The sequence below is a fragment of the Nitratidesulfovibrio sp. HK-II genome (assembly GCF_003402415.2).
Lineage (GTDB): Bacteria > Desulfobacterota > Desulfovibrionia > Desulfovibrionales > Desulfovibrionaceae > Cupidesulfovibrio.
In genome coordinates, this window is sequence record NZ_AP036014.1 from 2,960,715 (window position 1) to 2,987,595 (window position 26,881).

Genomic DNA, 26,881 nt, shown 5'->3' on the forward strand with positions numbered 1-26,881 from the left:
AATTGACATATATGAGCCTCGTGATGATATGTCAATTGCCACTTTTTAAAAAAAGCATTATCTGGCAATTGACACACAAGGAGACTGCCATGCCCGCCGACCAAGCCCGCGCCCTGCCGTGGCTGCTGTGCATCCACAACATCCCCCCCAAGCCGCCCTACCTGCGGGCCAAGGCCGCCCGCCGCCTTGCCGCGCTGGGGGCCGTGGCCCTGAAGAACGCCGTGTACGTGCTGCCCGACGGAGAACGGCAGCGCGACGGCCTGCTGTGGCTGGCCCGCGAGATAGAAGAGGGCGGCGGACGGGCCTTCGTCTGCGGCGCATGCTTCGACGTGGAGGCGGGCGGCCTGACCGACGCCCAGGTCAAGGCGCTGTTCGTGGAGGCGCGCGACGCCCAGTACCGGGAGTTGGCCGCCGAGGCGCAGCCGGAATTCGAGGCCCTGGGCGACCCCCGCGAGGTCGATGCCCCCCGGCGCGATGCCGTGGCCGCATGGGCGGCGCAGTTGCGCGCCCGGTTCGAGGCCGTCGCCGCCGTGGACTTTTTCGGCGCGCCCGCGCGCGAGATGGTGGAAGGATTGCTGGCCGGGGCCGAACGCTGGCTGCGCCTGGGCGCGCCCGGTGCCGCCCGCGCCGTGCAGACCGAAACGTACCTGCGCGCGGACGACTACAAGGGCTGCGTATGGGTGACCCGGCCCGGCGTGCACGTGGACCGCATCGCCAGCGCATGGCTGGTACGCAGGTTCATCGACGCCGAGGCCGCGTTCCGCTTCGGCCCGCCGGAATGCCGCGCGGACGGGACAGGCGGGCCAGACGGGCCAGGCAGGACAGGCAGGGCAGGCTCTAGTCGTTGCATCCGCTTCGACATGGCCGAGGCGGAATTCACCCACGAGGGCGAACTGTGCACCTTCGAGGTGCTGTCGCGCCGCTTCGGACTGGACGCGGACCCTGCCCTGGCCGCCGTGGGCGCGGTGATCCACGACATCGACCTGGACGAGCGCCACCCCGCCCGGCCGGAATCGCCGGGTGTGGGCGCGCTCATCGCGGGCATAACCCTGCGCACCGACGATGACGACGAACGCCTGGAACGCGGCTTCCGCGTGCTGGACGACCTGCTGGAATACTTCCGCCGCAGCGCGCCCGCGCGCCCCGCATAGGAGGCAACCATGGATGCCGCACCGCCCCCCAAGGCATCACCCCCTGCCGCAACATCACCTGACGCATCGTCAGCCTCCCCCGCGTCCCCGCCCCCCGCCACGCCCCACCCCACCTTCGGCGAGGCCCTGCGCACCTGGCTGCGCGTGGGCTGCCTGGGCTTCGGCGGACCAGCCGGACAGATCGCCCTGATGCACCGCATCGTGGTGGACGAAAAACGCTGGGTGGACGACGCGCGCTTCCTGCACGCCCTGAACTACTGCACCCTGCTGCCGGGGCCGGAGGCGCAGCAGCTTGCCACCTACGTGGGCTGGCTGCTGCACCGCACCGCCGGGGGCATCGCGGCGGGCACGCTGTTCGTGCTGCCCGGCTTCTGCGTGGTGATGGCGCTGTCGTTCATCTATGCGGCATACCGGCAGATTCCCGCCATCGATGCGCTGTTCTGGGGGCTGAAGCCCGCCGTGCTGGCCGTGGTGCTGGAAGCGCTGCTGCGCGTGGGCCGCAGGTCGCTGCGCGACGGGTTCTCGCTGGCGCTGGCGGGCGGGGCGTTCGCGGCGCTGTTCGCCTTCGGGGTGCCCTTTCCGGCGGTGGTCTTTGGCGCGGGGCTGCTGGGCTGGCTGCGCGCGCGGTACGCACCTGCCGCAGGCGGCGGCAACGGCGCAGGGGCCTCGCATGCTCCAGCAGGAAAAGGGACGCCCCCCGCAAGCGCCCTCCCTGCGGCCATCCGCGACATGCCCGATCACGCCCGGCCCTCCACCGCCCGCGCCCTGGGTGTGCTGGCCACCTGGCTGCCGCTATGGCTGGGGCCGGTGCTGCTGCTCGGCCTGCTGCTGGGATGGGACAACGTTTACGCCAGGATGGGCGTGTTCTTCAGCAAGATGGCTGTGGTCACCTTCGGCGGGGCCTACGCGGTGCTGGCCTACGTGGCCCAGCAGGCCGTGCAGGCGCACGGCTGGCTCACCGCCGCCGACATGCTGGGCGGCCTGGCCCTGGCGGAAACCACGCCCGGCCCGCTGATACTGGTGTTGCAGTTCGTGGGCTACCTGGCCGCGTGGAACAGCCCCGGCGCGCTCCACCCGGCCCTGGCCGGGCTGCTGGGGGCCACCCTGACGGTGTGGGTCACCTTCACCCCGTGTTTTCTGTGGATATTCCTGGGCGCGCCGTACATCGAGGCGGTGCGCGGCAGGCCCGCGCTGGCCGCCGCGCTGGCGGGCGTCACCGCCGCCGTGGCCGGGGTCATCGCCAACCTTTCGCTGTGGTTCGGGCTGCACGTGCTGTTCGGCACCGTCGGCACATGGGATGGTCCCATCGGACTGCACCTGCCCCTGCCCGCCCCGGCAAGCCTGGACCCGGTGGCCGCCCTGCTGGCCGTGGGCGCGGGCGTGGCCCTGCTGCGCTTCAAGGCCCCCATGCTGCCCGTGTTGGCGGCCTGCGCCGGACTGGGCGCGGTGATCCGCCTGATTCTGTAGGCGGACGGACCGGACGCCGCTCCTTTCCGCCCACTTTCCCGAGCCGAAACGACGAACGCCCCCGGCGCGCCCTGTCTCATCGGGACGCGCCGGGGGCGCTTTCATCCGCTGTCGCCAATACGTTCCGCGCGGCTACTGCACGGGCTCGAAGTATTCCTTCTCCGCGTCGCACCACGGGCACACCCAGTCTTCCGGCAAATCCGCGAAGGGGGTATCCGGCCCCACGCCATGTTCGGGGTCGCCCTCGGCGGGGTCGTACACATAGCCGCAGGGGCACTTGTACTTCTGCATCGGTGTCTCCTTGCGCCATGTCGGGCGCTGTTTCGGTCGTCCGCGCGCGCCCCGCGCACGCATGCGGGGCGCGGCGGAATGGCTACGGAATCAGGTACGACTTCACCGAGCGCACGCCGCCCACGGCGCGCGCCACCATCACGGCGCGGTCCACGTCAGCCTGCGCGCGCACCATGCCCAGCAGCACCACGTGGCCGCCGTATACTTCAAGGTCGATCTGGGTGGAACTGAGGGCCTTTTCGGCGATGAGGTTGGTGCGCACCTTGGTGGCCACGGCCAGGTCGTCGGCGGTATGCCCGGTGCCCGGATCGAACCAGTGGGTGGTTACCGAACGCACGCCCTTGACCTTGCGCGCGATCATCACGGCAGGGTCGCGGAACGACGACTGCACCTCGCCCACCAGAAAGACGCGCCCGTCGTAGCTGTACACCTTCACGGCGTACCCGTCCGAGGCGTCGCGCTGCAAGAGGTCGCTCTTGATGGCGGTGCGGATGGTGCTGTCGTCCACCATGGTGCCCACGGTGCGTTCGTCCTGCGGCACGGAATAGACGGCACAGCCGCCCAGACCGGAAAGCACGAGCACCGAGGCCGCCAGCAGCAGCACCGGCATGACGGCGGAAAGGATGCGGCGTTTCATGGCAGTCTCCTGCATTGTGTTCTGCGGTTGGTTGCCCCGCGCCCCGCGCCGCCCCACTGCCAAAGGGGGCGGCTCGGGCGCGAAGATTCATGATGAAATATAGCACGCGCCGGGCGCGCTGTCACCGGGGCGGGCGCGGCATGGACGGCCATCCGCCTTCCCCGCCGTCACGCCTCTTGACCGGTGGCGCACGGGCCACCTACCATGCGTCACGCGGCAGCGCCCCGCGCCCCGCCTTCTTCGTGAAGGATCGCCACGCGGACGGAAACCGCACCGCCGCCCCACCCCCAACCACGTCCCCGCAACGACGCCCCCTAACGACGCCAAGGAGATCGCCGCATGACCCCCGAACAGCGCGCCGTCCTCGACCATATCCTGTCCCGCGCCCTGGACGCCGTGGCCCCCGACCGCGCCGTGCACCGCCACGTGCGCCGCGACGGCAACACCCTGCACATAGCGGGGCGCGACTACGACCTTTCCGCCCACGACCGGGTATACGTGGTGGGCGCGGGCAAGGGGGCCGCCCCCATGGCCGCCGCGCTGGAGGACATCCTGGGCGACCGGGTGCACGACGGCGTGGTGGTGGTGAAGTACGGGCACACCGCCCCCCTGAGGCGCATCGCCCTGCGCGAGGCCGCCCACCCCGTGCCCGACGCCGCCGGAGAACGCGCCGCCAACGAGATACTGGACCTGGTGCGCACGGCGGGCCCGCGCGACCTCGTGCTGTGCGCCCTTACCGGCGGGGCCAGCGCGCTCACCCCGGCGCTGCAGCCGGGCATCACCCTGGACGACATGCGCGCCGCCACCACCCTGCTGCTGGAATGCGGGGCCACCATCCACGAGATCAACGCCCTGCGCAAACACCTGTCCGCCTTCGGCGGCGGCAACCTGGCCCGCGCGGCCGCCCCGGCGCAGGTGGTGTCGCTGATCATCTCCGACGTGGTGGGCGACGACCTGGACGTCATCGCCTCCGGCCCCACCTCGCCCGATGCATCCACCTATGCCGACTGCACATCCATCGCCGACAGGTTCGGCATTCTCCACAGGCTGCCCGCGCCGGTGGTGGAACGGCTGACGGCGGGGCTGCGCGGCCTTGCGGCGGAAACGCCCAAGCCCGGCGACCCGGTGTTCGGCGCGGTGCAGAACTGCATCGTGGCCAGCAACAGGCAGGCGCTGGAGGCGGCGGCGGAAGCGGCCGCCGCGCGCGGCTACCGGCCGCGCATCCTCACCGACACCATGACCGGCGAGGCCCGCGTGCGCGCCCGCGAACTGGTGGAGGAAGCCACCCGCGCAGCCGTTGGGCTGCCCCACCCCGAAGGCCCGTTCTGCCTGCTGGCGGGCGGCGAAACCACCGTCACCATCAGCGGCGGCGGACTTGGCGGACGTAACCAGGAAATGGCCCTGGCCGCCGCCATCCGCATGGACGAACTGGCCGACTGCGAGCATATCGCCATGCTCTGCGCGGGCACCGACGGCACTGATGGGCCGACCGACGCCGCCGGGGGCTACGCATCCGGCAGCACCCTGTGCGTGGCCCGCGAGTGCGGCGTGGACGCCCACGGCCACCTTGCCGACAACGACGCCTACCACTTCCTGGACCGCACCGGGCACATCCTGCGCACCGGCCCCACCCTGACCAACGTCATGGACCTGGCCGTGCTGCTGGTGGATGCGCCCAAGGGCAAGCCCGCCGCGTAAGGCCGCCCGGCCGGAGAAGAAAGGGAGACTTCGTGAAGGACGCCCGCGAAACCATCAGGCCGGAAAAAACGGACAAGCCCGGTGACCGGCCCGCCCCCCGCCCCGCGCACCCCCTGGCCGGGTTGCGTTCGGTGGGACCGGCAGCCCGGCGCGACCTTGACCTGCTGGGCGTGCGCACCCTGGCCGACCTCGCGGCGGCGGACCCGCAGGAACTGTACGACCGGCTGTGCTCGCGCACCGGGCAACGCCACGACCCGTGCGTGCTCGACGTGTTCGCCTGCGCCGTGGCCCAGGCCCGCCACCCGCGCCTGCCCGCCCCCCTGCGCGACTGGTACAACTGGACTCCCCACCGCAAGGCTGGCGCCCTGCGCGACGCGCTGCCGCCGCCCCCCGGCGGCGATTCCGGAAAGTGACGCGCCGGGCACCCTGCCCGCGCCAGTGCGCGCCGCTGGCCACGACGCCCCCTTCCACCCGCCAGCCCGGCATCCCCGGCCAGCGCCCCGCCCATTCCATCCCCCCGAAACGCGAAACGCCCCGCGTCTCCTTGCCGGAGACGCGGGGCGCGGAAATCTGCGGCCCGTGGGCTGCCTACTTCACGGAATCCTTCAGCAGCTTGCCGGGGGTGAACTTCACCACCTTGCCGGAAGGAATGGTGATTTCTTCGCCGGTGCGGGGGTTGCGGCCCTTGCGCGCGGCGCGTTCGGTCACCTTGAAGCTGCCGAAGCCGGTGAAGGTCACGGATTCGCCGGCGGCCAGGGCGTCGGCAAGCACGGCGATGGTGGCGTCAAGCGCGCCTTCGGCCTGGACCTTGGAGGCAAGACCGGCCTTGGCGCGGATCTTTTCAACCAGTTCAGCTTTGGTCATCGGTATCTCCATATGGGGGTTTCGGTCCGCGCGCGCTCCGGCGGCGCGGTATTGCATGCACGTGGTGCAAGGGCGCAGCTTTTACAGAGGTTGGCCCCCTTGTCAACCGTTTCTGCCCTCTAAGGCGCGCCGTTGCTTGATTCGTCACGCAACCGCCCCCGTTTCGGGCATGCCTTCGGCGTGTCCGCTGCCCACCCCCGGCGCCGGAACGCGGCGGCATGACGGGAAAACGCGCCGCGCAACCCTTTGATTTCGGTCCCGCTTGCGCTATAGAGGCCCCACAGAGAGACGGGAACCAGGGAGACGCAACCCCCATGGAAGTGCGCATCGAACGCCTGCCGGAACTTCGCGTGGTCGGCATCCGCGTGCACGGCCCCTATGCCGAATCGGGGCCGCAGGCGTGGAAGCTGCTTTCGCCGTGGATCGCGCGGCGGCAGGTGGCGTCCGCCTCCACCATGTTCCTCGGCCTGTGCCACGACGATCCGGAAATCACCCCGCCGGAACGCATCCGCTACGATGCCATGGTCACGGTGCCGGACGGTTTCGAGCCGGACGACTACGTCATCGTGCGGGTCATCCGGTCGCGGGAGTACGCCGTGGTGGAGCACAAGGGGCCTTACGCCACCCTGCCGTGGTCGTGGTCGGCGCTGTACTGGGAATGGCTGCCCGACAGCGGGCGCACCCCGCTGTCCGCGCCGCGCATGGAGATCTATCTCAACGATCCGGGTGCCACGCCCGAGGACGACCTGCTCACCCGCCTCTACCTGCCGCTGGCCCCGCTGTAACATCCGCCGCCCCGGCGGCGAACATCCATGCGCCGCGCACCGCGCACCGCGCACAGGAGGAACAATGCTGCATCACAACGTTTCGCGCACGCTCGCCGCGCTGCTGCTGGTTCTTGCCGCGCTTGCCCTTTCGGCCTGCGCCCCCGGCAATTCCGTCCGCCTGCTCTACTCGCCGCCCGACGCTTCCGTGCTGCCCGATCCTTCCGCCCCCCGCGTGACCGTGGTCATGTTCGAGGACAAGCGCCCGGTGGTGCAGGTGGGCGAACGCAAGGACGGCACCTCGTTCGTGGCCTCGTCCACCGTGTCCGACTGGATCAGCCGCTCGCTGGCCGACGAACTGGCCCGCCAGGGGCTGCAGGTGTCCTTTGCCCTGACCCAGGAACAGGCCCGCGCGGGCGGCCCCGACTACATCGTCACCGGCGTGGTCAACGAGGTGTGGCTGAAGGAACTGAAGACCACCGAGTTCAGCACCTCCATGAAGCTGGCCGTCACCGTGTCGGACTACACCAAGGTGCTGTACACCGAGCACCTGTCCGGCGGGCAGTCCAAGCAGGTCATTCCCGCCTCCGACGTGGCCGAGAAGCTGCTGGCCGAAACCCTGCGCGACGTGCTGCAACCCGCGGCCCGCAAGGTACAGGCCACCGTGAAGAAATAGATGCATTATTCAGGACGGGCGTTGCCGGGCCGCGCATCCGGCCCGGCAACGCCCCCTTCCGCCCGCCTGCGCGCGGGATTGCCCGCGCTGCTCTGCGGCATCGCCCTCCTGCTGGCGACAGCCGCCACCGCGCACGCCGCCAGCACCGTCACGGCGCCCTTCGGCGGCGGCCTGCGCAAGGAATCCGCCATCGTCATCGCCCGCTCCGCCGCGCGCCTTGCCGCGCTGCGCGAAGGGGTGGCCCCCTTGCTGGAAGGGTCCGCCGCCGCGTCCTTCGCCACCCTGGCCGCGCATGATCCGCAGCGCCGCCTGGCCGTGGCCTCCGCCGTGCTGGTCACCCGCGTGACGGACACCCGCGTCGAAGGCTACCCGCCCGAGGTGCGCGTGGCCGTGACCGTGCAGGCCACGCTTCCAGATGCGCCCGCCCCCGCGCCTTCGCCCGGGCTTTCCTCCGAAAGCTCATCCGAGACCTCGCCCGATATTTCAAACGTCACGCCATCCGACGACATCCCCCACCCGTCGCCCGCCGGAGCGGAGCGCGTCCGCGCCGTGCTGCGCGACGAAGCCCTGCTGGAACTGCACGAGGACGTGCTGCGCCGCGAAGCGGCCCTGACCGAAGAGGCGTTGGACGCGGCCCAGGCCACCGCCCGCCACGTGGCCCGCCACGGCGGCGAGGACGAAAGCCCCTTCGCCCAGCGGCTGGGCGCGCTGGCCCGCTCGCTGGAGGCGCTGGAACTGTACCGCGCCTGCCTGTCCGGCATCCCGGTCGGCGGCGACACGGCGGACAAAGGGAATCCCCCCCCGCAGCACTCCGCCGCCGAAAACGGCATCGGGAGCGGATGGGGCGGATGGGGCGCGCCGCCGGAGGCCATGCTGCGCCACATGCGCCGCGCCGTGGCGCTGGACGCGCGCAACCCGCTGCTGTGGAACGCGCTGGGCGAGGCGTTGCTGCTGCTCGACCGGCCGCAGGACGCCATGGAGGCCCAGGACCGCGCCCTGAAGCTGTCCCCCGGCTTCGCGCGCGCCCTGCACGCCCGCGCCGTGTGCCACCTGCGCCTGCAAATGCCCGCGCTGGCCGTGGAGGATGCCTCCGCCGCCATCCGCCTGCGGCCCGACGTGGCCGCCCACTGGCGGGTGCGCGGCGCGGCGTGGCAGGTGCGCGGCGAGCCCGGCCCCATGTGCGACGATTTCTATCGGGCCTGCGCCCTGGGCGACTGCGAGGGCTTGCGCCTTGCGCGCGGACGCGGGCAATGCCGTCCCCCCGCTGGCGGCAACGGGACCGACGCGCCCCCATCCCCGCCTGAAAAGGCCGCCTTGCCCACCACAACGGGCACTGCCGCCCCTGCCCCCGACGGCAGCGCACCCGCGCAAGGCGCAGCGGGCGGTGCCGGGAACGACGACCCGCTGCAATCCCCCGCGTACAACGAGCACATTCCGCCCGACGAAAAACCTGCTACCATGCAGACTCCGACGCGGAACGACGGCGACGCGGCCAAGGGCACGGACAGTGACGCGGGGACGGCGTCCGGCCCCGGACGGAAACCGGAGAGCGACGCCGGACGCAAAGCCAGCCTGTACGAACTGCCGGACGACAGCCCGGCCCCGCGCGCGCTGCCCTGACCCCGTCCGGCCAACTGGTCCCGTCCGGCCCAACTGCCCCCCGCCTGGCCGCGCCGGGACTGTCTTGCCAGACCTGCCAGGCCCGCCGTGTCCGCCCCCGCCATTCGCGGCCGCGCAAAAAGAGGTCGGCCGCGCTCCGAGGGGCTGGAACGCGGCCGACGCTGCAAGGGGGAGGATGAGTGGCCGGGTTGCCCGTTGCCGCGTCCCTTCGCGATACGTTTGCTGCCGTACGTATCGCCGGGTCCAGCACAGGGGGGTGCGGACCGGGCGCGGCGTGGAAACCGTAAACGGGTTTCCGGGGCACCACGTGACCACGGTAGCATGCTGCGCCGACCCGGCAATGATAACTTCGCCGCGACAACGATATCTTCGCGCGATACGTCCCACAGGAGCACGCCATGTACGATGCCGAAACCCTGGGTAAATACGCCGACGTCATGCTGTGGGGCCTTGCGCGTGGCCGCCGCGCCCCCCTGCGCAAGAGCGATTTCGTGCTGGTGCGCTTCGATTTGCCGGGTCTGCCTCTGGCCGAGGAACTGTGCGGCAGGCTGCACGACATGGGCATGATTCCCGTGCCGCGCATGCAGCCCACCCCGCGCATGGAGCACGACTTCTACGCCAAGGCCAACAACAAGCGCCTGACCACCCTCGTCCCCGGCGAGCGCGACCTGTACAGCCACCTTGGCGGGTGCATCACCATCATCGCGCCGGAATCGCTCACCCATCTCGCCTCCATCGAGCCGGAACGCATCGCCACGGCCCAGGCCGCCCGCCGCCCGTTGCAGGACATCGCCCACCTGCGCGAGGACATGGGGGCCTACGGCTGGACCCTGTGCATCTGGCCCACGGCGGCCCTGGCCGGGCAGGCCGGGCTTTCGCTGGCCGACTACGCCGACGAGGTGCGCCGCGCCTGCCTGCTGGGCGATGCAGACCCCGCCGCCACCTGGGCCCGCGTGGCCCTGCAGGCCGAGGAAATCCGCGCGAAGCTGGACGAACTGGGCGACGCCGCCCTGCACGTGGAGGCCGAAGGCACCGACCTGCGCCTGCGCGTGGGCCGCCAGCGCCGCTGGGCCGGGGTGACCGGCCGCAACATTCCCAGCTTCGAGTTGTACGTCTCGCCCGACTGGCGCAGCGTGGAAGGGGTGTACACCGCCGATCTGCCGTCGTTCCGCTCCGGCAACATCGTGCAGGGGGTGCGCCTGGAATTCCGGCAGGGCCGGGTGGTGCGGCTGGACGCCGAACAGGGCGAAGGCTTCGCCACCGGGCAGCTGAACAGCGACCCCGGCGCGGCCATGCTGGGCGAATTCGCCCTGGTGGACCGGCGCTTCTCGCGCATCACCCGGTTCATGGCCAACACCCTGTATGACGAGAACCACGGCGGCCCGCACGGCTCCATGCACGTGGCCCTGGGCCAGTCGTACGCCAACACCTTTTCCGGCCCGTCCGACGAACTCACGCCCGATGCCCGGCGCGACCTGGGGTTCAACAGCTCCAGCCTGCACTGGGACCTGGTGGCCACCACCCCGCGCAAGGTCACCGCCGTCACGCCGGGGGGCGCGCGCGTGGTGGTCTACGAGGACGGCGAGTTCCGGTTGTAGGAGGAGAGGCGGGGGAGATTTTTTGTACGCCTCCGGCGGGCAAGGGGCTTCGCCCCCTGCACCCCTCACTGTGTGATGACTCTGCTTGCTTGCAGCATATGTGGAGATGAACACGCCCGGCTGTCGTAATGAAACGTACAAATATTGGGGTGCAGGGGACAACGTCCCCTGCCCGCCGGAGGCATAAAAAAACACCTGCCTCCTGCCCGCCAGACACGCACAACCACCTGTCGGCACCCCTCGGATACACGCAAAGGAAGCCCGCATGGCCCGCGACATGATTCAGGAAAAGGTCTACGGCTCGGTGTGGCCCGCCGGGCAGGACATGCTGCGCGCGGCCGCCGGGGCCATCGGTGAGGAGTGGGTGGAGCTTGAGGGCGACCTGCTACGCATCGCCTACGAAGGCCCGTACTGCGACGCGCAGGAACTGGCCGACGCCATCGCCCCGCACCTTACCCCGGATTGTCAGGGCCGCATCGACCACATCGACATGGATGCCTGGCGGCTGACCCGCTACCTCATCACGGGCACGCAGGTGAAGAAGTCCAGCGCGGGGCTGAACCACGTGCTGGCGTATTCCGGCCATTAGCGGAATGGCCGGGGCGCTTGCCCGGCCCCGTCCCGCCTTCCGCCGGGCTCTCCTCTCGCGCCGTTCTCACGGCTGATCTCCCGGCTCCTCCCGTCGCTTCTCACGCTGCCCGCGCAAGACGTCCGATTCCACCATTCGCCAGATTTCACCCTTCGCCTTGCCCCGGCGTGCACGGTGTGCCAAGGTGGCGCAGGGTCCGTGGCGCGCGCCGCCTTCTGGCGGCGGTTCCGTTGTCCGGTGGCTGCACGGCGTTGCCCGGCGGCGGCCCGGCCCGCGACACACCCGCCAATACCGCAAGAAGGGAGGCACGCCATGCCGAGAGACGTCGAACTCGTCCTGCACGGGGAACCGGTCACCGAAGGCGCGGGCGTGCGGCTGCGCCGCATGTTCGGCTACTACGAGGCCCCCATGTTCGATCCGTTCCTGCTGCTGGACGACTTTCGCTCCGACCGGCCGGAAGACTTCGTGAAGGGCTTTCCGTGGCACCCGCACCGGGGCATCGAAACCATCACCTACATCCTGCGCGGCGACGTGGAGCACGGCGACAGCATGGGCAACAAGGGGGTCATCTCCTCCGGCGACGTGCAGTGGATGACGGCGGGCAGCGGCATCATCCACCAGGAAATGCCCAAGGGCGACGCGCACGGCTCCATGCACGGCTTCCAGTTGTGGGCCAACCTGCCCGCCAGCCACAAGATGATGGAGCCGCGCTACCGCAGCATCACAGCGGCGGAAATCCCCTTGGCGCACCTGCCGCAAGGGGTGACGGCCAGGGTCATAGCGGGGACGGCGCACGGCGCGGCAGGCCCGGTGACGGGACCTGCGGCGGACATCGTCACCGACCCCGGCTACCTGGACCTGACCATCCCGGCAGGGGTGACGCACGAGCACCCCGTGCCGCACGGGCATACCGCCATCGCCTACGTCATCGACGGAACGGGCGCGATTATCGGGACGGCTGGGGGCAGCCCCGGCGAAACCGCCGTGGCCAACTGCACCTTGGCCCTGTTCCGGCGGCCGGACGGCACGGGCACGGCGGCGGACGACGCCGTGGCCTTCCGCGCGGGCGCTGACGGCCTGCGCCTGCTGCTGTTCACCGGCCGTCCGCTGGGCGAGCCCGTGGCCTGGCGCGGCCCCATCGTCATGAACACCGACGAGGAACTGGAAACCGCGTTCCGCGAGGTGCGCGCGGGCACGTTCATCCGCCACCCCGTTCCCACCGGGCTGGGCAGGTAGGGGATTTCGCGACGGGCAGGCAGTTGGGGCGTGCTGTACGGCTCGACCCGGTTTTTCCGGCATCTGGGCTACCACCGGGTGGACGACGCCATCTCCCTGGATTTCCGGCTGGTGTACGGCCCGGCCAGCGGCGGGTGACGGGGCGGCAGAGGCCTGCCCGCACCACGAGACACGAACGGCCGGGCGGAACAACCGCCCGGCCGCACGCATTCATGGCGCGAAAAGGGATGGAAGGGCAACGCGCCCTGCTTGGTCGATGAGATACGGCGACAGGGCGCGGCAGCGGGCACGGTGGTGCGCCCGGCAGGCTCAGCAGACGTCGTCCAGCATGTCCAGGATGTCGTCCACGCTGATGGGCAGCACGTCGTCAAAGCAGATTCCCGCCTGCAGCCCGCTGCACCAGGCCACGCGGCCCTGCACGCCTTCCAGCGCGCCCGCCAGCGCGCGCGGCATTTCCACCAGGTTGACCACCTCGCCGAAGGGCAACCCTTCCGCTTCGCAGTGGGGGGGCAGTTGCAGCATCACCCCGCCCGCGCTGATGTTGCCGAGCATGCACGGCATGTCGCCCTGGCCGCGGCGCAGCGTGACGAAACACGGACAGTCCAGTTGCAGTCGCGGGTAGGTACGGCGCTCGTCGCTCATTGGGGCTCCTTGCCGGATGGTGTGCCGCCGGGCCATGCCGCCGGGATGAAGTGTGCGGTGTCCGATGCCCGGATGGACGCCGTGGGTGCGGCGCATTGCCGCGAAAACCGAGCGCCGCCCGATGCCCGGCGCGCCTGGGTGTCAGTCGGCCCGTTCGTCAGCCAGCCTGTCCGTCAGGTCGCCTCGCCCGTGCCCCTATCGGGGGTGTCGGGGGCGTCGGGGGCGTCGGCATCCGGCGTTCCGGCCGTCTGCCCGGCCGCGCCTTCTGTCCCCCCGGCGCGCGTCCCCGTAAGGACGAAGCGCAGGAACTTCTCGGCCACCTCCAGCCCGGGGTTGACCGCCAGCGCCCGCCGCAGTGAGTCGACGGCCTGCTCGGCCCGCCCCGTCTCGTAGTACACCCGCGCCAGGTTGAACAGGATGCGGTCTTCCTGCCCGCTCACGGCCAGGGCCCGCTCGTAGTAGTATTCCGCCGCCGCGTAGTCGCCGCGCTTGCGCAGGTTGATGGCCACCCCGGCCACGCGGCTCTGGAAATCGGGCACCATGCGCAGGCGGGACATGCCGTCCAGCATGGCGCGCAGGTCGGGCACGTCCTGCGCGCGCGGCACAAGGCCGGGCCTGCCCCGCAGCACGGCCAGCAACCCGTCCAGCACGCGCAACTGGTCGAACGGCAACGCCAGCGGGCTGAACTGCTCCACCGAAAAAGGCGCGTCCGGCGGCAGGTCGTCGATGTAGGCGGCCAGCGCCTCGGCCGCCGGGCGGATGAACTTTTCGTAGCACTCCGCGTCCGGCAGGAAATGCTCGATGAAATCGGCCTCGGGCAGGTCCTTCACCAGTCCCGACGGCAGATGGACGTCGGTCAGCGGTTGCAGCACGTAGCGTCCGCCGCTCGCGCCCTCCACACCTGGCACACCTGGCGCACCGGGCGCACCTGGCGCACCGGGCGTACCGGGCGCGCGCCCCCCGTCAGGCGCGCCTTCGGCGCAGTGGGCGGCCAGCCAGTAAATCTTCTGCGCCACGTCCCTGCTCGTGACGCCCATGCCCGTGCGCTCGGTGCGCATCGAGACGTACACCCCCAACACCTGCGGCACCATGCCTCCCCCTTTCCGCGCGGGTCTGCCCTGCCCGCCTGTCTTCCGGACGCCGCCGCCCTGCCGTGCCCGGCAGTTGGCGCATGCGGCCGCGCTACCCCGATTCTTCACGGGGTGATGGCATGGTGCGCCCCCCGCGTCAATGAGACTTGCGCGATGCGCGCCGCGCGCCATCGCCGCGTCTGCCCCTCCCCTGCCCGCGCCAGCCGAAACAACACGCGAACACCGGGCAAACCCTTGGCGCGGAGCGCGAAATGGTGCATGATGGCATCGGACCAGCAACCATCGGATGCCCCGCCCCCCACCGGCCTACGCTCGGCATGGACCGTCCACTGTCCTCTGTCACGAGCGGACGCCACAACCGGGTCGCCCCACGCAGGGACGCCCCGCACGGCACCCCCGAACGCCGCAGGCCGCCGGGTGGCCCAAAAGGTTGTCATGACGTCCGAGCAGCCCCCCGCACCGCCGTCCAACAACTCTCCCCCCGCACCGCCGACGGCGCTGGGCGCGGACCATGTCGCCGCGCGCATCCACGCCAAGCTCGAGGATTACGCCAGCTACAATTTCAGCGCGCGGCAGATCTGCGCCTTCAACGTGTTCTTCGACCTGGCCCAGGAATTCGACGCCCTGCCAGACCTCTACGCCCTGTCCGTGCTGGTGCCGCGCATCCTGTTCGGCATGCAGGCCGAACTGTACGTGCTGGACGCCTCTGGCAACCTGGTGCGGCGCAACCCGGACATGCCGCCCTTCGCGGCCAGCCCGCCCCAGCGCGACCACCTGGCCGAGGGGCCGCACACGCAGGACGGGCAGTACCGCATACCTGTGCGCGGCCGCCATGCCGACCGCGAAAGCCTGCCCTTCATCCCCGTGGGCGACGTGCTGGGCATGATGGTGCTGCACCCCGCCGCCCCCCTCACCGACCACGACCGCTTCTATTACGAAAAATACGCCAACCGCGTGGGCTTTCAGCTGCACAACCGCCTGCTGCAGATGAAGAACCGCGAGCACATCCGGTTCATCCGCAGCCTGGTGCACGACATCGGCCACAACGTCATCGTGCCCAACATGTACTTCAAGCTGTTGTTCCGGCAGTTGGAGGGCAAGATACAGGCCATGGGCGAATTGCGCGAAACCCTGGCCACCGGCGGCCGCATGCCCAGCGGGCCGGAGGCCGAGGCCATCCGCCAGTTGGGCTACCTGCACGAGCGGCTGGACGAACAGTACCGCGAAATCTACCGCCACTTCCTGCAATCCAGCCTGTTCCTGGAAACGCTGCTGCGCCAGAGCCACTTCGAGCAAGGCCACTACGTGCTGCAGAAGTCGGAAATCGACATCGCCCAGCGCGTGGTGGTGCCGCAGCTTGAACGCTTTCGCTCGCGGCTGGAGGAAAAGGGCATCATGGTGCGCATGGACATGCGCCCGGAATGCGAACACGTGCGCGTTTCCGCCGACGTGGGGCTTATCAGCCAGGTGCTCGCCAACCTGCTGTCCAACGCGGTGAAGTACACCCGCCCCACGCCGGGCTCGCGGCGCATGGCCGTGCACTGCCGCATCTGCCGCATGCCCGACGCCTTTGGCACGGGCCGCCACGGGGCGCGGGTAGAGGTGTACACCACCGGGCCGGGCGTTTCGGCAGAGGACGCCCCGCACCTGTTCGAGCCGGACTTTCGGGGGTCCAACACCCATGGCGAATACGGCACCGGCCACGGCCTGCACTTCGTGCGCGAAATCGTGGACCTGCACGGAGGCCGCGTGGGCTATGAGGCGCAAGAGGGCGGCAACGCCTTCTATTTCCTGCTGCCCTGCGACGCGCCGCCGCTGAACTGACCGGGACGCCGCACGGGCCAACCCGGCGTCCATCCCGTTCGACGTTCCGCCGGGTTCGGCCATCCGCCCTGTCGCCCCGTTCACGCTGTCCGGTCTGTCCGTCCCGTCCGGCCTGTTCGGCCCGTCCGGCCTGTTCTGCCTGTTCGGCCTGCCCGCCTGTCGGTCGGTCTCTCCGCCTGGCGGGCCGCAGCGCCGCGTCGGACGCGGAAAAGGCAGCGTTACCCCCGCCGGATGCTGACAATTTCGCAAATCCGCTCTCATCCGCGTGGCATCAGCGGGCCGCAGGCTGCGCCAACCACCCGCCATAAAGGGCGATGTCCGGTCCTGCAACGACGCTTGACCGTAACGCAACATCGCGAATTGAAACATTAATGTCAAAAGCGTAACCCCACGGGTTGCCCGCACCCCCGTATTCTGCTACTTCGCAGGCGCGGGGCGCGCAGGCCGCCGCCGTGGCGTCATCCGCCCGGCTGGCCGGATCGGGCCAGGCCGCCCCAGACCGAACCGTGGAGCACCGCGTGATCAAATTCGACCATGTGCACAAGTGGTACGCCAGCGGACTGCATGTGCTGCAGGATATCACCCTTGAGATCAGACAGGGCGAGGTTGTCGTCATCTGCGGGCCCAGCGGGTCCGGCAAGAGCACGCTGATCCGCTGCATCAACAAGCTGGAGCCCATCCAGAAGGGCCACATCGTGGTGGACGGCGTGGACATCAACGACCCGCGCACCAACCTCACCATGCTGCGCGCCGAAGTGGGCTTCGTCTTTCAGCAGTTCAACCTGTACCCGCACATGACCGTGCTGGAAAACATCACCCTGGCCCCCCTGCTGGTGCGCAACACCCCCCGCGCCGAAGCCGAGAAGACGGCCATGGAACTGCTGGAGAAGGTGAACATTCCCGACAAGGCGGGGGCCTACCCCGGCCAGCTTTCGGGCGGGCAGCAGCAGCGCGTGGCCATTGCGCGCGGCCTTGCCATGAAGCCGCGCATCATGCTCTTCGACGAGCCCACCAGCGCGCTGGACCCGGAAATGATCAACGAGGTGCTCGACGTCATGCGCCAGCTTGCCCGCGAGGGCATGACCATGGTCTGCGTGACGCACGAAATGGGCTTTGCCCGTGAAGTGGCCGACCGGGTCATCTTCATGGATCAGGGCGTGATGGTGGAAGAGAACACCCCCGAGGCGTTCTTCAGCAACCCCGTCCACGACCGCACCAAGGAGTTTCTCAGCAAGATCCTCACGCACTAGCCATTCGCCCCGCATGCGGGGCACACGCCTTGACTGCCGCCTTTCTTGCAGCTGTCGGCCCGACGTCCCTTTTGCCGAGGGGACCGCACCCCGGAAGGGGCCTGCCCGCATGTGCGGGGGCCGTGGGCAACCCAAAACAGGGAGAAGGATATGCGCTTGGTCAAACTGCTTGCACTGGCTACGGCCCTCACCGTGCTCATGGCTTCCGTGGCCGTGGCCGGCCCGGTCTTCGACCGCATCCAGAAGGATAAGAAGATCCGCGTCGGCATCATGACCGACTCCATCCCCGGCGCCTTCTACAATGAAAAGGGCGAATGGGGCGGCTTCGACTACGACATGGCCACCGAAGTGGCCAAGCGCATGGGCGTGGAAATCGAACGCGTCCAGGTGAACAACAAGACCCGCATCGCCCTCGTGCAGTCGGGCCAGATCGACCTTTCCGTCTCCAACATGACCCACACCCGCGAGCGCGACAAGTCCGTCGATTTCTCGCTGACCTACTTCTTCGACGGCCAGAAGATCCTGGCCAAGAAGGGCCAGTTCAAGTCCGTCAAGGACATGGTGGGCAAGAAGATCGCCACCATGCAGGGCACCACTTCCGAAGTGAACGTGCGCCGCGCCCTGAAGGAAGCGGGCGACCCCAACGCCGAAACCAACGTGATCTCCTTCCAGAAGGAATCCGAATGCTTCCAGGCGCTGCAGAACGGCCGCGTGGCCGGCTGGTCCACCGACGCCTCGATCCTGGTCGGCTACGCCGCCAAGACCCCCGGCCAGTTCGAACTGGTGGGCGACTTCCTGTCCGACGAACCCTACGGCATGGCCATGCCCCAGGACGATTCCGCCCTGCGTGACGCCGTGAACGCCGCCATCCAGGACATGTGGAAGGACGGCACCTACAAGAAGATCTACAACAAGTGGTACGGCCCGGGCACCCCGTTTGAAATGCCGCTGGCCGGCCAGATCGAAATGTGGCCCTAACGGCCAACCATAGTTGAGCATTGCGCGCAAGCCCGGCCCGTCCGGGCTTGCGCATTGTTACAGACCCGCGCGCCAGCGCGCGGACGGGCGGCAACCCTGCGGCCGCACGCCCGCACAGCATACGACCACGCACGCGCCGCAGCCCCGCATGCACCAGGGCAAGGCGCGCCCCTCCCCGGAACAGCACATGACCCGATACTGGCTGGAAAAGACCTGGGTCCAGAACGCCATTCTCGTCTCGCTGGCGGCGTTCGCCATCTACTACTGCGGCTGGGTCTTCGACTTCGGCTACGAATTCAAGTGGAGCATGCTCTTCACGCGCAACGAGACCTACGGCGTGGTCATGGGCGCGGAAATCCTGAAGGGCCTCGCCAACACGGTGCGCATCTCGCTGATAAGTTCCGTGCTGGCGCTCTTTCTGGGCACCGTGCTGGGCCTCGCGCGGCTGTCGCTGTTCCGCCCGCTGCGGGCCACGGCCACCAGCATCATCGAATTCTTCCGCAACACGCCGCTGCTCATCCAGCTGTTCTTCTGGTATTTCGCCTTTCCGGCCATCCTGCCCGAAAACGTGCGCGAGGTGCTGTTTTCCGGCCAGTTCGAGTTCTGGTGCGCCACCATGGGGTTGTCCATCTACACCGCCTCGTTCATGGCAGAAGTCATCCGCGCAGGGCTGCAGTCCATCCCCAAGGGGCTGCTGGAAGCGGCCTACTCCTCGGGCCTCTCCTATTTCCAGGTGCTGCGCACCATCATCCTGCCGCTGGCGTTCCGGGCCATCATTCCGCCGCTGGGCAGCGAGTTCCTGAACAACATGAAGAACTCGTCGCTGGCCATGGTGGTGGGCGTGGCGGAACTTACCTGGCAGGCCCAGCAGGTGGAATCGCTGACCTTCAAGGGCTTCGAGGCCACCAGCGCCGCCACGGTGCTGTATCTTTCGCTGTCGCTGATCATCTCGTTCATCCTCAACGGGGTGAACGGCCGCATGCGGCTGGACACCACGCCCGCGCGCTCCGTGCCGGTGCTGGTGGTGGGCGCGCTGCTGGCCCCGTTCGGGCTCATCCGCCGCCTGTTCGTGCGCCCCGTCACGCGCGCCCTGCGGGCCCGCCGCCGCGCCGCCGCCCAGACCACCTACACCCCGCTGGCGGCCATGCTGCACCAACTGGGCGGGCACGCCGCCCGCGCCGCCATCCTGGCGGGCAAGGGGCTGTTCCTGGCCGTGCTGGCCGGGCTGTTCTACTCGGTGGGCAAGGGGTTGCTGGGCTTCAAGTGGCAGGTGGTGTTCGACAACCTGCGCGCCCTGCTTATCTGGCACTTTCCCAACGGACGGCCGGACGAGATGTTCCTGGGCCTTGGCGGCCTTTCCTATTCGCTGCTCATGGCGGTGATCGCCATTTCGGTCAGCTTCTTCATCGGCCTTGCCGTGGGGGTGGGCCGCTCGTGCTCCAACAGGGTGTTCCGCATCCCCTGCCTGCTGTACATTGAGCTGATTCGCGGCAACCCGCTGATCATCGTCATCTTCTGGGTGTACTTCTTCATCCCGGTCATGTTCGGCACCACGCTGAACGTGTTCTGGTCGGCCACCTGGGCGCTGACGGCCTTCACCGGGGCCTACATCGCCGAAATCGTGCGCACCGGCATCCAGAACGTTCCGGCCGGGCAGATCGAGGCCGCCTACTCCACGGGCCTCACCTACCTGCAGGCCATGCGCAAGATCGTGCTGCCGCAAGCGCTGAAGCAGATGATACCCGCCATCGTGGGCCAGTTCATCGCCATCTTCAAGGACACCTCGCTGGCCTTCGTGCTGGGCGTGCTGGAACTGACCTTCGTGGCCCAGGGCATCAACAACCGCCTGATGATCCACCCCATGGAAATCTACGGCACGGTGGCCTTCTTCTACTTCATCTGCTGCTACTCCATGTCGGTGTTCGCCGCGCGGCTGGAACGCAGGCTGTCGCCTGAAAAGGTCAGCCTGCGCATGTAGCGCGCCCGGCGCTCGGCCATCGCCACGACGACAAGGCCCCCGCCGTCCTTCCATGGAAGCGACGCGGGGGCCTTCTTGCGGGGAGATGCCGCACGGCACGCCCGCCCCGCCTTCCCGCCTTTAGTCCGGCCCCTCTCCTGCCTTTGGCCCGGCCCGTCTTCCTGCCTTTGGCCCGGCCCGTCTTCCTGCCTTTGGCCCGGCCCCTGACGAACGGCATGGTCCACTCACTCCCGCCAGGGAGTATTCGCACGCCGATATCTGCACGCGCCCACTGCAAACCCAAGGCAACACCTGCAACCTCAAGGTGGCAGTTTTGCGGATGCCCACCAGGGGGGAGCCCCCCGGCACCTGTCGCAACACGCTGCCGTAATTGACGCCCACTGCATGGCACGCTCCTTGCCAATAAGCGGACTTCATCCGCGCATTTCCCAAGGAGCCATCCGATGTTGCATAGATTGTCCAGTGTCCGCGCCCGCATTCTGCTGCTTGCCGCCTGCGGCATCGTGGCCGCCGGTCTGGTGGCCTGCATCGCCCTGCACGCCATGAGCGCCATCCGGGCGGACTTCACCCACGTGACCCAGCACAGTCTGGCAGGCAAGATCGCCACGCTGTCCATAGGCAAGGACCTCAACTACGTCAGCCGCCTTACCCGCAACATCATGCTGGGCAGCAACCTGGAAAAGGACCTGGCCGCGCTGGAGCGCACCACGGCCTCCATCCGCGAGGGGTTCCGCGCCCTGAACCGCGCCGCCGCCAGCGAGGAAACCCGCCGCAAGGTAGCGCTGGCGGAGGATTCCACCCTGCAGTTCGTGGAGGACGGCATGGCCTTCGTGCGAGCCCTGGCCACCCTGCCCCCGGCGGACAGGCATCTGCGCTACCCGCAGTATCACGCCTCGGCCACGCCGCTGGCCGAAGCCTCGCGCAAGCATTTCGACGCGTTGGTGGCCGACGCCGACGCCTCGTACACCGAAAGCCTGTCACGCTTCGAGCACGACCTGTCCGCCGGGCGCACGCGGGTGCTGCTGCTGTCCGGCGGCGTGGTGGCCGCGCTGCTGCTGCTTGGCTGGTACATCGTACGGGCCATCGTGCGCCCGCTGGACCGGGCCACGGATTTTGCCCGCGCCGTGGAAGGCGGCCGGTATGACGACCTGTCCGATGCCGAGGCGGACGCCTTTTCCGGCGAAGTGGGCACATTGGTGGGGGCCATGCGCGCCATGGTCCGGCAGATTCGCCAGCGCATCGGCTTTGCCCAGGGGGTGCTGCACAGCCTGCCGGTGCCCTGCGCCATCCTGAACACCGACGGCACGGTGCAATGGGCCAACGACGCCCTGGCCGCGCTGTCCGGCCGGGGCAATTCCGGAGCCGCGCTGGCGGGCCAGCCCGGCGCGCGCGCCCTGCCCACCCCGCACGCGGCCGCCATCTGCGAAGACGCCCTGCGCCGCAACCGGCTGCGCCGGGCCGACCTGCCCCTGGACGACGAGGGTGAACGCGGCGCGGACATGACCGCCTGTCCCGTGCACGACATGGACGGCAACCCCCTGGGGGTCATGGCCTGCCTGGTGGACGTTTCGGAACTGCGCCGCCAGCAGCGCATGGTCATGGCGCGCAACGAGGCCCTAGCCGAGGCGGCCGACAATGCGGGCCGGGTGGGCGGCGACGTGGTGGACGCCGCGCAACGGGTGGACGAGAGGGTGCGCGAATCGCTGCGCCGGTCGGACATGCAGCAGACCCGCACCGCCGAGGTTGCCGTTGCCGTGGAACAGATGAACGCCACCGTGGCCGAGGTGGCGCGCGGAGCCACCGATGCCGCCGGTTCCGCCGACGAGGCCCTGCGCCGCGCCGCCGAAGGGCGCGAAGTGGTGCAACGCGCCGTGGCCGCCATCGCCGAAGTGGACGAGACGGCCCGCAACCTGCGGGCCGAGATGGGCGACCTGGCGGGCAAGGCCGAGGGTATCGGGCGCATTGCCGGGGTCATCAGCGACATCGCCGACCAGACAAACCTGCTGGCGCTCAACGCCGCCATCGAGGCGGCCCGCGCGGGCGATGCCGGGCGCGGTTTTGCGGTGGTGGCCGACGAGGTGCGCAAGCTGGCGGAAAAGACCATGACCGCCACCCGCGAGGTGGAGGAATTCGTGCGGGCCATCCGGGAAAGTTCCGGCCGCAGCGTGCGCGCCACAGAGGAAACCACGGCCATCGTGGGCCGCGCCACGCAACTGGCCTCTGGCGCGGGCGAGGCCCTGGCGGCCATTCATCACATCGCCACAGACACGGCCGACCGCGTGCGCGCCATCGCCACGGCCAGCGAGCAGCAGTCCGCCGCCAGCGAGCAGATCGCCCGGTCCACCACCGAAATTCGCGGCGCGGCCGACGAAACCGGGGCCGCCCTGCGCGCCATCGGGTCCGCCATGGACGACGTGCGCCGCATGAGCGCGGACCTGGCGGCCATCGTGGCGGCCATGCAGGATTGACGACAACACCGGCACCCCGAAGACTCCGACACTGCCGACGGGCATGGCGGACCGTGCGCCAACGGTCCACCCCATCGGGTGCGGAGCCCCCGCTCCGTGCGCGCGGTCCGTGCGCCCCATGCCCGCCCCCTGCGGGGGCCCCGTGCGACACGGGGCCCCCGCTTCCGTTTGCGGCTACCCCGCAAGAGACGCACGTCGCGCCGAGGTCGTGGTTGTTCGCACAACCTTGCGGTGCGCAACCTGCCGCCCCTTTTCAGATTCCCATGGCGCATGTACAGTACGGGGTGAATGACATTGTTCCGGGCGCATGGGCGCGGCCGATGCGGACGGGTTCCGCCGGGCCGTACGCTGTGCGCTCCGGTCCCGGCTCACCTGGCCCCACCGCAACGCCAGCGCCCCGCGCGGCACGGTCCAACCCACGGTCACGACGGTCACAACGGGCACCACGGTCACATATGACGCGCCTGAACACCCTACTCGCCCACCCCGACCCGGAAGTGCGCCTGCGCCTGCGCCGCCTGCTGGCGCCCGTGCCCTTCCTGCGCGTGCTGGGCGAGGCCGTGGACGGCGACGAGGCATGGGCCCTGCTCGACGCCCTGCCCTACGGGGTGTTCATCACCGGCGTGGACCTTGGCGGCGAGACATCCGGGCTGGAACTGGCCCGCCGCCTTTTGGGCCGCCGCGATCGCCCCGCGCTGGTGTTCATCGCCGAGGACGAGCGGCTGGCCTTCGACGCCTTCGACCTGGACGCCACCGACTACCTCATCTTTCCCTGCCCGGAGGAGCGCTTCCAGCGCACCGTGGGGCGGCTGGACCAATTCCGCGCCCACTTCCGGCTGGCTCCGGAACCGGCGGCCCGCTGGCGCGAACCGCACCAGCCCGCCGGGGCATCAAGCCCGCAGGGACAGCCCGCGCACCCCGTTCACGCGGACCAGCCGGGCGGATCGGCCAGCCCGCGCCCGGAACCGGCCGCGCCGCCTGCCGCCCCCCGCGCGCCATCCGCCGTGCAGGCGGCCATCGCCTCCGGCGACATTGAGCCCCTTGCAGGCTGGCACGAGGAATGGCGCGACGACCCCCGTGATGTCGGCGACGACGGCCCGCCCGTGCAGACCCTGCAGCTGGCCCTGGGCGACGAAGAGCAGGATAGCTTCCTCTCCGCGCTGGGCACCGCGTGGGACTATACCAGCCGCTTTCGCCCGGTGGAGATCGGCAAACTGGCCATCACCCAGGACGGCACCACCATCCTCGTGCCGTACAACGAGATCGTCTTCGTGGAGGCCTACGAGGACTACAGCTACGTGCACACGGCCACCGACAAGTACCTGACCTCGTACCGACTGAAGGTGCTGGAGGGCAGGCTGCGGCCGCACCGCTTCTTCCGCGTGCATCGCAAGTACCTGGTGAACCTGGATATGGTGACGGAAATAGCCTCGGTGCCGGGCGGCAACTGCATGCTGCGCACCATGGGCCGCACCCGCATCGAACTGCCCATCAGCCGCAGGCGGCTGGGCGAACTGAAAGAGATACTGGGGCTCTAGCCATGCCGCGCCGCAAACATCCCGCACAGCCTCCCGCAGCGCCGGTCGCAGCGGCCGACGCCGCCCCCGGCGTCCGCCCCGACACTTCTCCCGCCCTGCCGTCCACCATGTCACCCGGTACGGACATGAACGCGCGGCATCCCGCGCACGACGACGGCACCCCGCCCTCGGCTGCCGTACCGCCCGTCCGTGACCTGCCCTTTACCGGCGGCACCATTGATGCGCTGCTGCGCGAGGAACGCGTGTTCCGCCCCCTGCCGCAGGTGGTGGCCGGGGCAGAGGTGAACCCGCAGGATGTTTCCCGCGCCCGCGCCCGCGCCGCCGCCGACCCGGACGGCTACTGGGAGGAGGCGGCGGAAGAGTTGGAATGGTTCCGCCGCTGGGACGCGGTGCACGACGGCAGCAATGCCCCCTTCCACCGCTGGTTTACCGGCGCGCGCTGCAACATCGTGCACAATGCGCTGGACCGGCACATAGAAACCGGCACCAAGAACCGCCTGGCCCTGATCTGGGAGGGCGAATCGGGCGACACGCGCAGCTTCACCTACTACCAGTTGTACCGCGAGGTGAACCGCCTGGCCAACGCGCTGCGGGGCCTTGGCGTGGGCAAGGGCGACCGGGTGATCATCTACATGCCGCCCCTGCCGGAAACGGTGTTCGCCATGCTGGCCGCCGCCAAGATCGGGGCGGTGCATTCCACGGTGTTCGGCGGCTTTTCCGCCCGCTCGCTGCGCGACCGCATGGAGGACGCCCGCCCGGCCGTCGTCGTCACCGTTGACGGCTTCTACCGCAACGGCCGGGTCATCCCCCTCAAGCCCATCGCCGACGAGGCCGTGGCCGCCCTGCCGCCGGACCTGGCCGCCGGGGTGCGCCACATGATCGTGGTGCACCGCGCCCACGTGGAAACGCCCATGACCGAAGGGCGCGACATCTGGTACCACGACGCGGTGCGCGGCCAGCACCACGAGGCGCTGACCGAAATCATGGACAGCACCGACCCGCTGTTCCTGCTGTACACCTCCGGCACCACGGGCAAGCCCAAGGGGCACGTGCACGCCCACGGCGGCTACATGGTGGGGGTGCACCGCACCATGCGCTGGGTGTTCGACGTGAAGCCCACGGACATCTTCTGGTGCACGGCGGAACCGGGCTGGATCACCGGGCACAGCTACGTGGTGTACGGGCCGCTCATGGCGGGCACGACCACGGTCCTCTATGAAGGCCACCCCCTGTACCCCGAGCCGGGGCGGGTGTGGTCCATGGTGGAACGCCTGGGCGTCACCATCCTGTACACCGCGCCCACCCTGGTGCGCATGCTGATGCGCCACGGCGCGCAGCACGTGGCCCGGCACGACCTGACCACCCTGCGCCTGCTGGCCACGGTGGGCGAACCCATCAGCCCGGAAGCGTGGCTGTGGTTCCACCGCCACGTGGGGCGCGGGCGCTGCCCGGTGCTGGACACCTGGTGGCAGACGGAAACGGGCATGATCATGCTCAGCCCCCTGCCCGTCTCGCTGCTGAAGCCGGGCTCGGTCACCCGTCCGCTGCCCGGCATAGAGGCCGAGGTGGTGGACGAGCACGGCCAGCCCGTGCCCCCGGGGCGCGGCGGCCTGCTGGTGCTCAAGCGCCCGTGGCCCGCCATGTCGTGCGGGGTGTACAACGACGAGGAAAGCTACCGCCGCCTGTACTGGGAGCGCTTTCCCGGCTGGTACTGCACCGGCGACGTGGCCCGGCGCGACGAAGACGGCTACTTCTGGATCCAGGGACGGGCCGACGACGTGCTGCTCATCGCCGGGCACCGCATCGGCACTGCGGAGATGGAAGCGGCCCTGGCCTCGCACCCCTCGGTGGCGGAATGCGCGGCCATCGGCGTGCCCGACGCCTTGCGCGGCGAGGTGGCCAAGGCCTTCGTGGTGCTGGTGGACGACCACCCGCCGCTGGGCACCATGATCAACCCCGATGACCTGGCCGCGGAACTTGTGGAGCACGTGCGCCGCGAACTGGGGCCGGTGGCGGTGATCCGCGAGATATCCTTCCGCGAGGGGCTGCCCCGCAACCGCAGCGGCAAGATCATGCGCCGGGTGCTGCGCAGCGAGGAACTGGGGCGGGACACCGGGGACCTTTCCACGCTGGAAGACGGCTACGTGTAGGTGAAGCCTGCGCAAGGGGCCTTTTGCACGGGCTTCATCTGCTGCCAGTCCCATATTCGCTTCGACCTTACGCCCCCTTGCCGCGCAATCCCCCAATCTATACCCGGCGTTTGCTGCACCCTGGGGACGTAGAAATCGCGCAACGCATCAATCCCGCATCAGCCGCCATCTCTAGAAAAATCACGCCAAAGTCTAAATTTTTTTGAACAGGCTTTCCTGGCCTGAAAAACCCTTCTACGATTTCCAGACATCGGACATCCGACACACCCAAGGCTCGAAATGCGAACGCCGCCCCTGCACATGGCCGGGGGCGGCGTTCGCGTCATTATCAAGGCGCTGGGCGTGGGGACGAATGAAAGAGCAGGACAGGA

At 69.5% G+C, this 26,881-nt stretch carries 22 protein-coding genes; 17 read left to right on the forward strand and 5 right to left on the reverse strand.

The window, feature by feature from the left end; all coding sequences use genetic code 11:
- Positions 1 to 89 precede the first annotated feature (89 nt).
- Both RVX_RS12385 and chrA read left to right on the forward strand, forming a co-directional pair.
- Positions 90 to 1,151 carry a chromate resistance protein ChrB domain-containing protein gene (locus tag RVX_RS12385; RefSeq protein WP_116306126.1) on the forward strand — a complete coding sequence of 354 codons (1,062 nt, stop codon included), beginning with the start codon at positions 90 to 92 and terminating at the stop codon, positions 1,149 to 1,151.
- Positions 1,152 to 1,160: 9 nt separating this feature from the next.
- Positions 1,161 to 2,618, forward strand: coding sequence for a chromate efflux transporter (gene chrA, locus RVX_RS12390; protein WP_230404605.1), 1,458 nt, complete (start codon positions 1,161 to 1,163; stop codon positions 2,616 to 2,618).
- A gap of 132 nt (positions 2,619 to 2,750) precedes the next feature.
- Here the strand turns inward: chrA and RVX_RS12395 are convergent, their stop codons facing one another.
- Complete coding sequence (locus RVX_RS12395; protein WP_035068411.1) at positions 2,751 to 2,909, reverse strand: rubredoxin; 159 nt, start codon at positions 2,907 to 2,909, stop codon at positions 2,751 to 2,753.
- A gap of 82 nt (positions 2,910 to 2,991) precedes the next feature.
- Entirely contained in the window at positions 2,992 to 3,546 is a 555-nt protein-coding gene (locus RVX_RS12400; RefSeq protein WP_116306128.1) for a BON domain-containing protein, read from the reverse strand.
- A gap of 339 nt (positions 3,547 to 3,885) precedes the next feature.
- Between RVX_RS12400 and RVX_RS12405 the strand changes: the two genes are divergently transcribed.
- On the forward strand, positions 3,886 to 5,244 hold the full coding sequence (locus RVX_RS12405; protein ID WP_116306130.1) for a glycerate kinase type-2 family protein: 1,359 nt from the start codon (positions 3,886 to 3,888) through the stop codon (positions 5,242 to 5,244).
- A 32-nt stretch (positions 5,245 to 5,276) separates the two neighbouring features.
- A complete protein-coding gene (locus RVX_RS12410) occupies positions 5,277 to 5,657 on the forward strand; it encodes a helix-hairpin-helix domain-containing protein (protein WP_116306133.1) in 381 nt (126 codons plus the stop codon).
- 175 nt (positions 5,658 to 5,832) lie between these two features.
- Here the strand turns inward: RVX_RS12410 and RVX_RS12415 are convergent, their stop codons facing one another.
- Positions 5,833 to 6,108 (reverse strand): HU family DNA-binding protein, encoded by a 276-nt coding sequence (locus RVX_RS12415; protein ID WP_007526990.1) that lies wholly within the window; start codon positions 6,106 to 6,108, stop codon positions 5,833 to 5,835.
- A 314-nt stretch (positions 6,109 to 6,422) separates the two neighbouring features.
- On the opposite strand from RVX_RS12415, the gene RVX_RS12420 reads away from it, so the two are divergent.
- The 6 genes from RVX_RS12420 to RVX_RS12445 all read left to right on the forward strand — a co-directional run bounded on the left by RVX_RS12420 (position 6,423) and on the right by RVX_RS12445 (position 12,591).
- Positions 6,423 to 6,893, forward strand: coding sequence for an AraC family transcriptional regulator (locus RVX_RS12420; RefSeq protein WP_116306134.1), 471 nt, complete (start codon positions 6,423 to 6,425; stop codon positions 6,891 to 6,893).
- A 64-nt stretch (positions 6,894 to 6,957) separates the two neighbouring features.
- Positions 6,958 to 7,548: a hypothetical protein gene (locus RVX_RS12425; protein WP_116306136.1), complete on the forward strand. Its 591-nt coding sequence runs from the start codon at positions 6,958 to 6,960 to the stop codon at positions 7,546 to 7,548.
- Positions 7,549 to 9,168, forward strand: a complete 1,620-nt coding sequence (locus RVX_RS12430) for a tetratricopeptide repeat protein (protein WP_116306138.1) — start codon at positions 7,549 to 7,551, stop codon at positions 9,166 to 9,168.
- Between the two features lie 398 nt (positions 9,169 to 9,566).
- Entirely contained in the window at positions 9,567 to 10,766 is a 1,200-nt protein-coding gene (locus tag RVX_RS12435; RefSeq protein WP_116306140.1) for an aminopeptidase, read from the forward strand.
- A 265-nt stretch (positions 10,767 to 11,031) separates the two neighbouring features.
- Positions 11,032 to 11,355 (forward strand): hypothetical protein, encoded by a 324-nt coding sequence (locus RVX_RS12440; RefSeq protein ID WP_007526984.1) that lies wholly within the window; start codon positions 11,032 to 11,034, stop codon positions 11,353 to 11,355.
- A gap of 312 nt (positions 11,356 to 11,667) precedes the next feature.
- On the forward strand, positions 11,668 to 12,591 hold the full coding sequence (locus RVX_RS12445) for a pirin family protein (protein ID WP_116306142.1): 924 nt from the start codon (positions 11,668 to 11,670) through the stop codon (positions 12,589 to 12,591).
- A gap of 309 nt (positions 12,592 to 12,900) precedes the next feature.
- Here RVX_RS12445 and RVX_RS12450 read toward each other — a convergent pair whose 3' ends face one another.
- The gene (locus RVX_RS12450) at positions 12,901 to 13,233 is read right to left on the reverse strand and encodes a PilZ domain-containing protein (RefSeq protein ID WP_116306144.1); all 333 of its coding nucleotides are present in this window, start codon (positions 13,231 to 13,233) and stop codon (positions 12,901 to 12,903) included.
- A gap of 173 nt (positions 13,234 to 13,406) precedes the next feature.
- The gene (locus tag RVX_RS12455; RefSeq protein ID WP_230404607.1) at positions 13,407 to 14,324 is read right to left on the reverse strand and encodes a tetratricopeptide repeat protein; all 918 of its coding nucleotides are present in this window, start codon (positions 14,322 to 14,324) and stop codon (positions 13,407 to 13,409) included.
- Positions 14,325 to 14,759: 435 nt separating this feature from the next.
- Between RVX_RS12455 and RVX_RS12460 the strand changes: the two genes are divergently transcribed.
- The 7 genes from RVX_RS12460 (at position 14,760) to acs (ending at position 26,510) form a co-directional block, all read left to right on the forward strand.
- Positions 14,760 to 16,148, forward strand: coding sequence for a sensor histidine kinase (locus RVX_RS12460; protein ID WP_116306146.1), 1,389 nt, complete (start codon positions 14,760 to 14,762; stop codon positions 16,146 to 16,148).
- A gap of 518 nt (positions 16,149 to 16,666) precedes the next feature.
- Positions 16,667 to 17,398 carry an amino acid ABC transporter ATP-binding protein gene (locus RVX_RS12465; RefSeq protein ID WP_007526977.1) on the forward strand — a complete coding sequence of 244 codons (732 nt, stop codon included), beginning with the start codon at positions 16,667 to 16,669 and terminating at the stop codon, positions 17,396 to 17,398.
- 150 nt (positions 17,399 to 17,548) lie between these two features.
- A complete protein-coding gene (locus RVX_RS12470; protein ID WP_116306148.1) occupies positions 17,549 to 18,376 on the forward strand; it encodes a transporter substrate-binding domain-containing protein in 828 nt (275 codons plus the stop codon).
- A 187-nt stretch (positions 18,377 to 18,563) separates the two neighbouring features.
- Positions 18,564 to 20,354, forward strand: a complete 1,791-nt coding sequence (locus tag RVX_RS12475; protein ID WP_116306604.1) for an amino acid ABC transporter permease — start codon at positions 18,564 to 18,566, stop codon at positions 20,352 to 20,354.
- Between the two features lie 443 nt (positions 20,355 to 20,797).
- On the forward strand, positions 20,798 to 22,822 hold the full coding sequence (locus tag RVX_RS12480; RefSeq protein ID WP_116306150.1) for a methyl-accepting chemotaxis protein: 2,025 nt from the start codon (positions 20,798 to 20,800) through the stop codon (positions 22,820 to 22,822).
- 455 nt (positions 22,823 to 23,277) lie between these two features.
- Complete coding sequence (locus RVX_RS12485) at positions 23,278 to 24,360, forward strand: LytR/AlgR family response regulator transcription factor (protein WP_116306152.1); 1,083 nt, start codon at positions 23,278 to 23,280, stop codon at positions 24,358 to 24,360.
- Positions 24,361 to 24,485: 125 nt separating this feature from the next.
- The gene (gene acs, locus RVX_RS12490; RefSeq protein ID WP_371682102.1) at positions 24,486 to 26,510 is read left to right on the forward strand and encodes an acetate--CoA ligase; all 2,025 of its coding nucleotides are present in this window, start codon (positions 24,486 to 24,488) and stop codon (positions 26,508 to 26,510) included.
- The last annotated feature ends 371 nt before the right edge of the window (positions 26,511 to 26,881 follow it).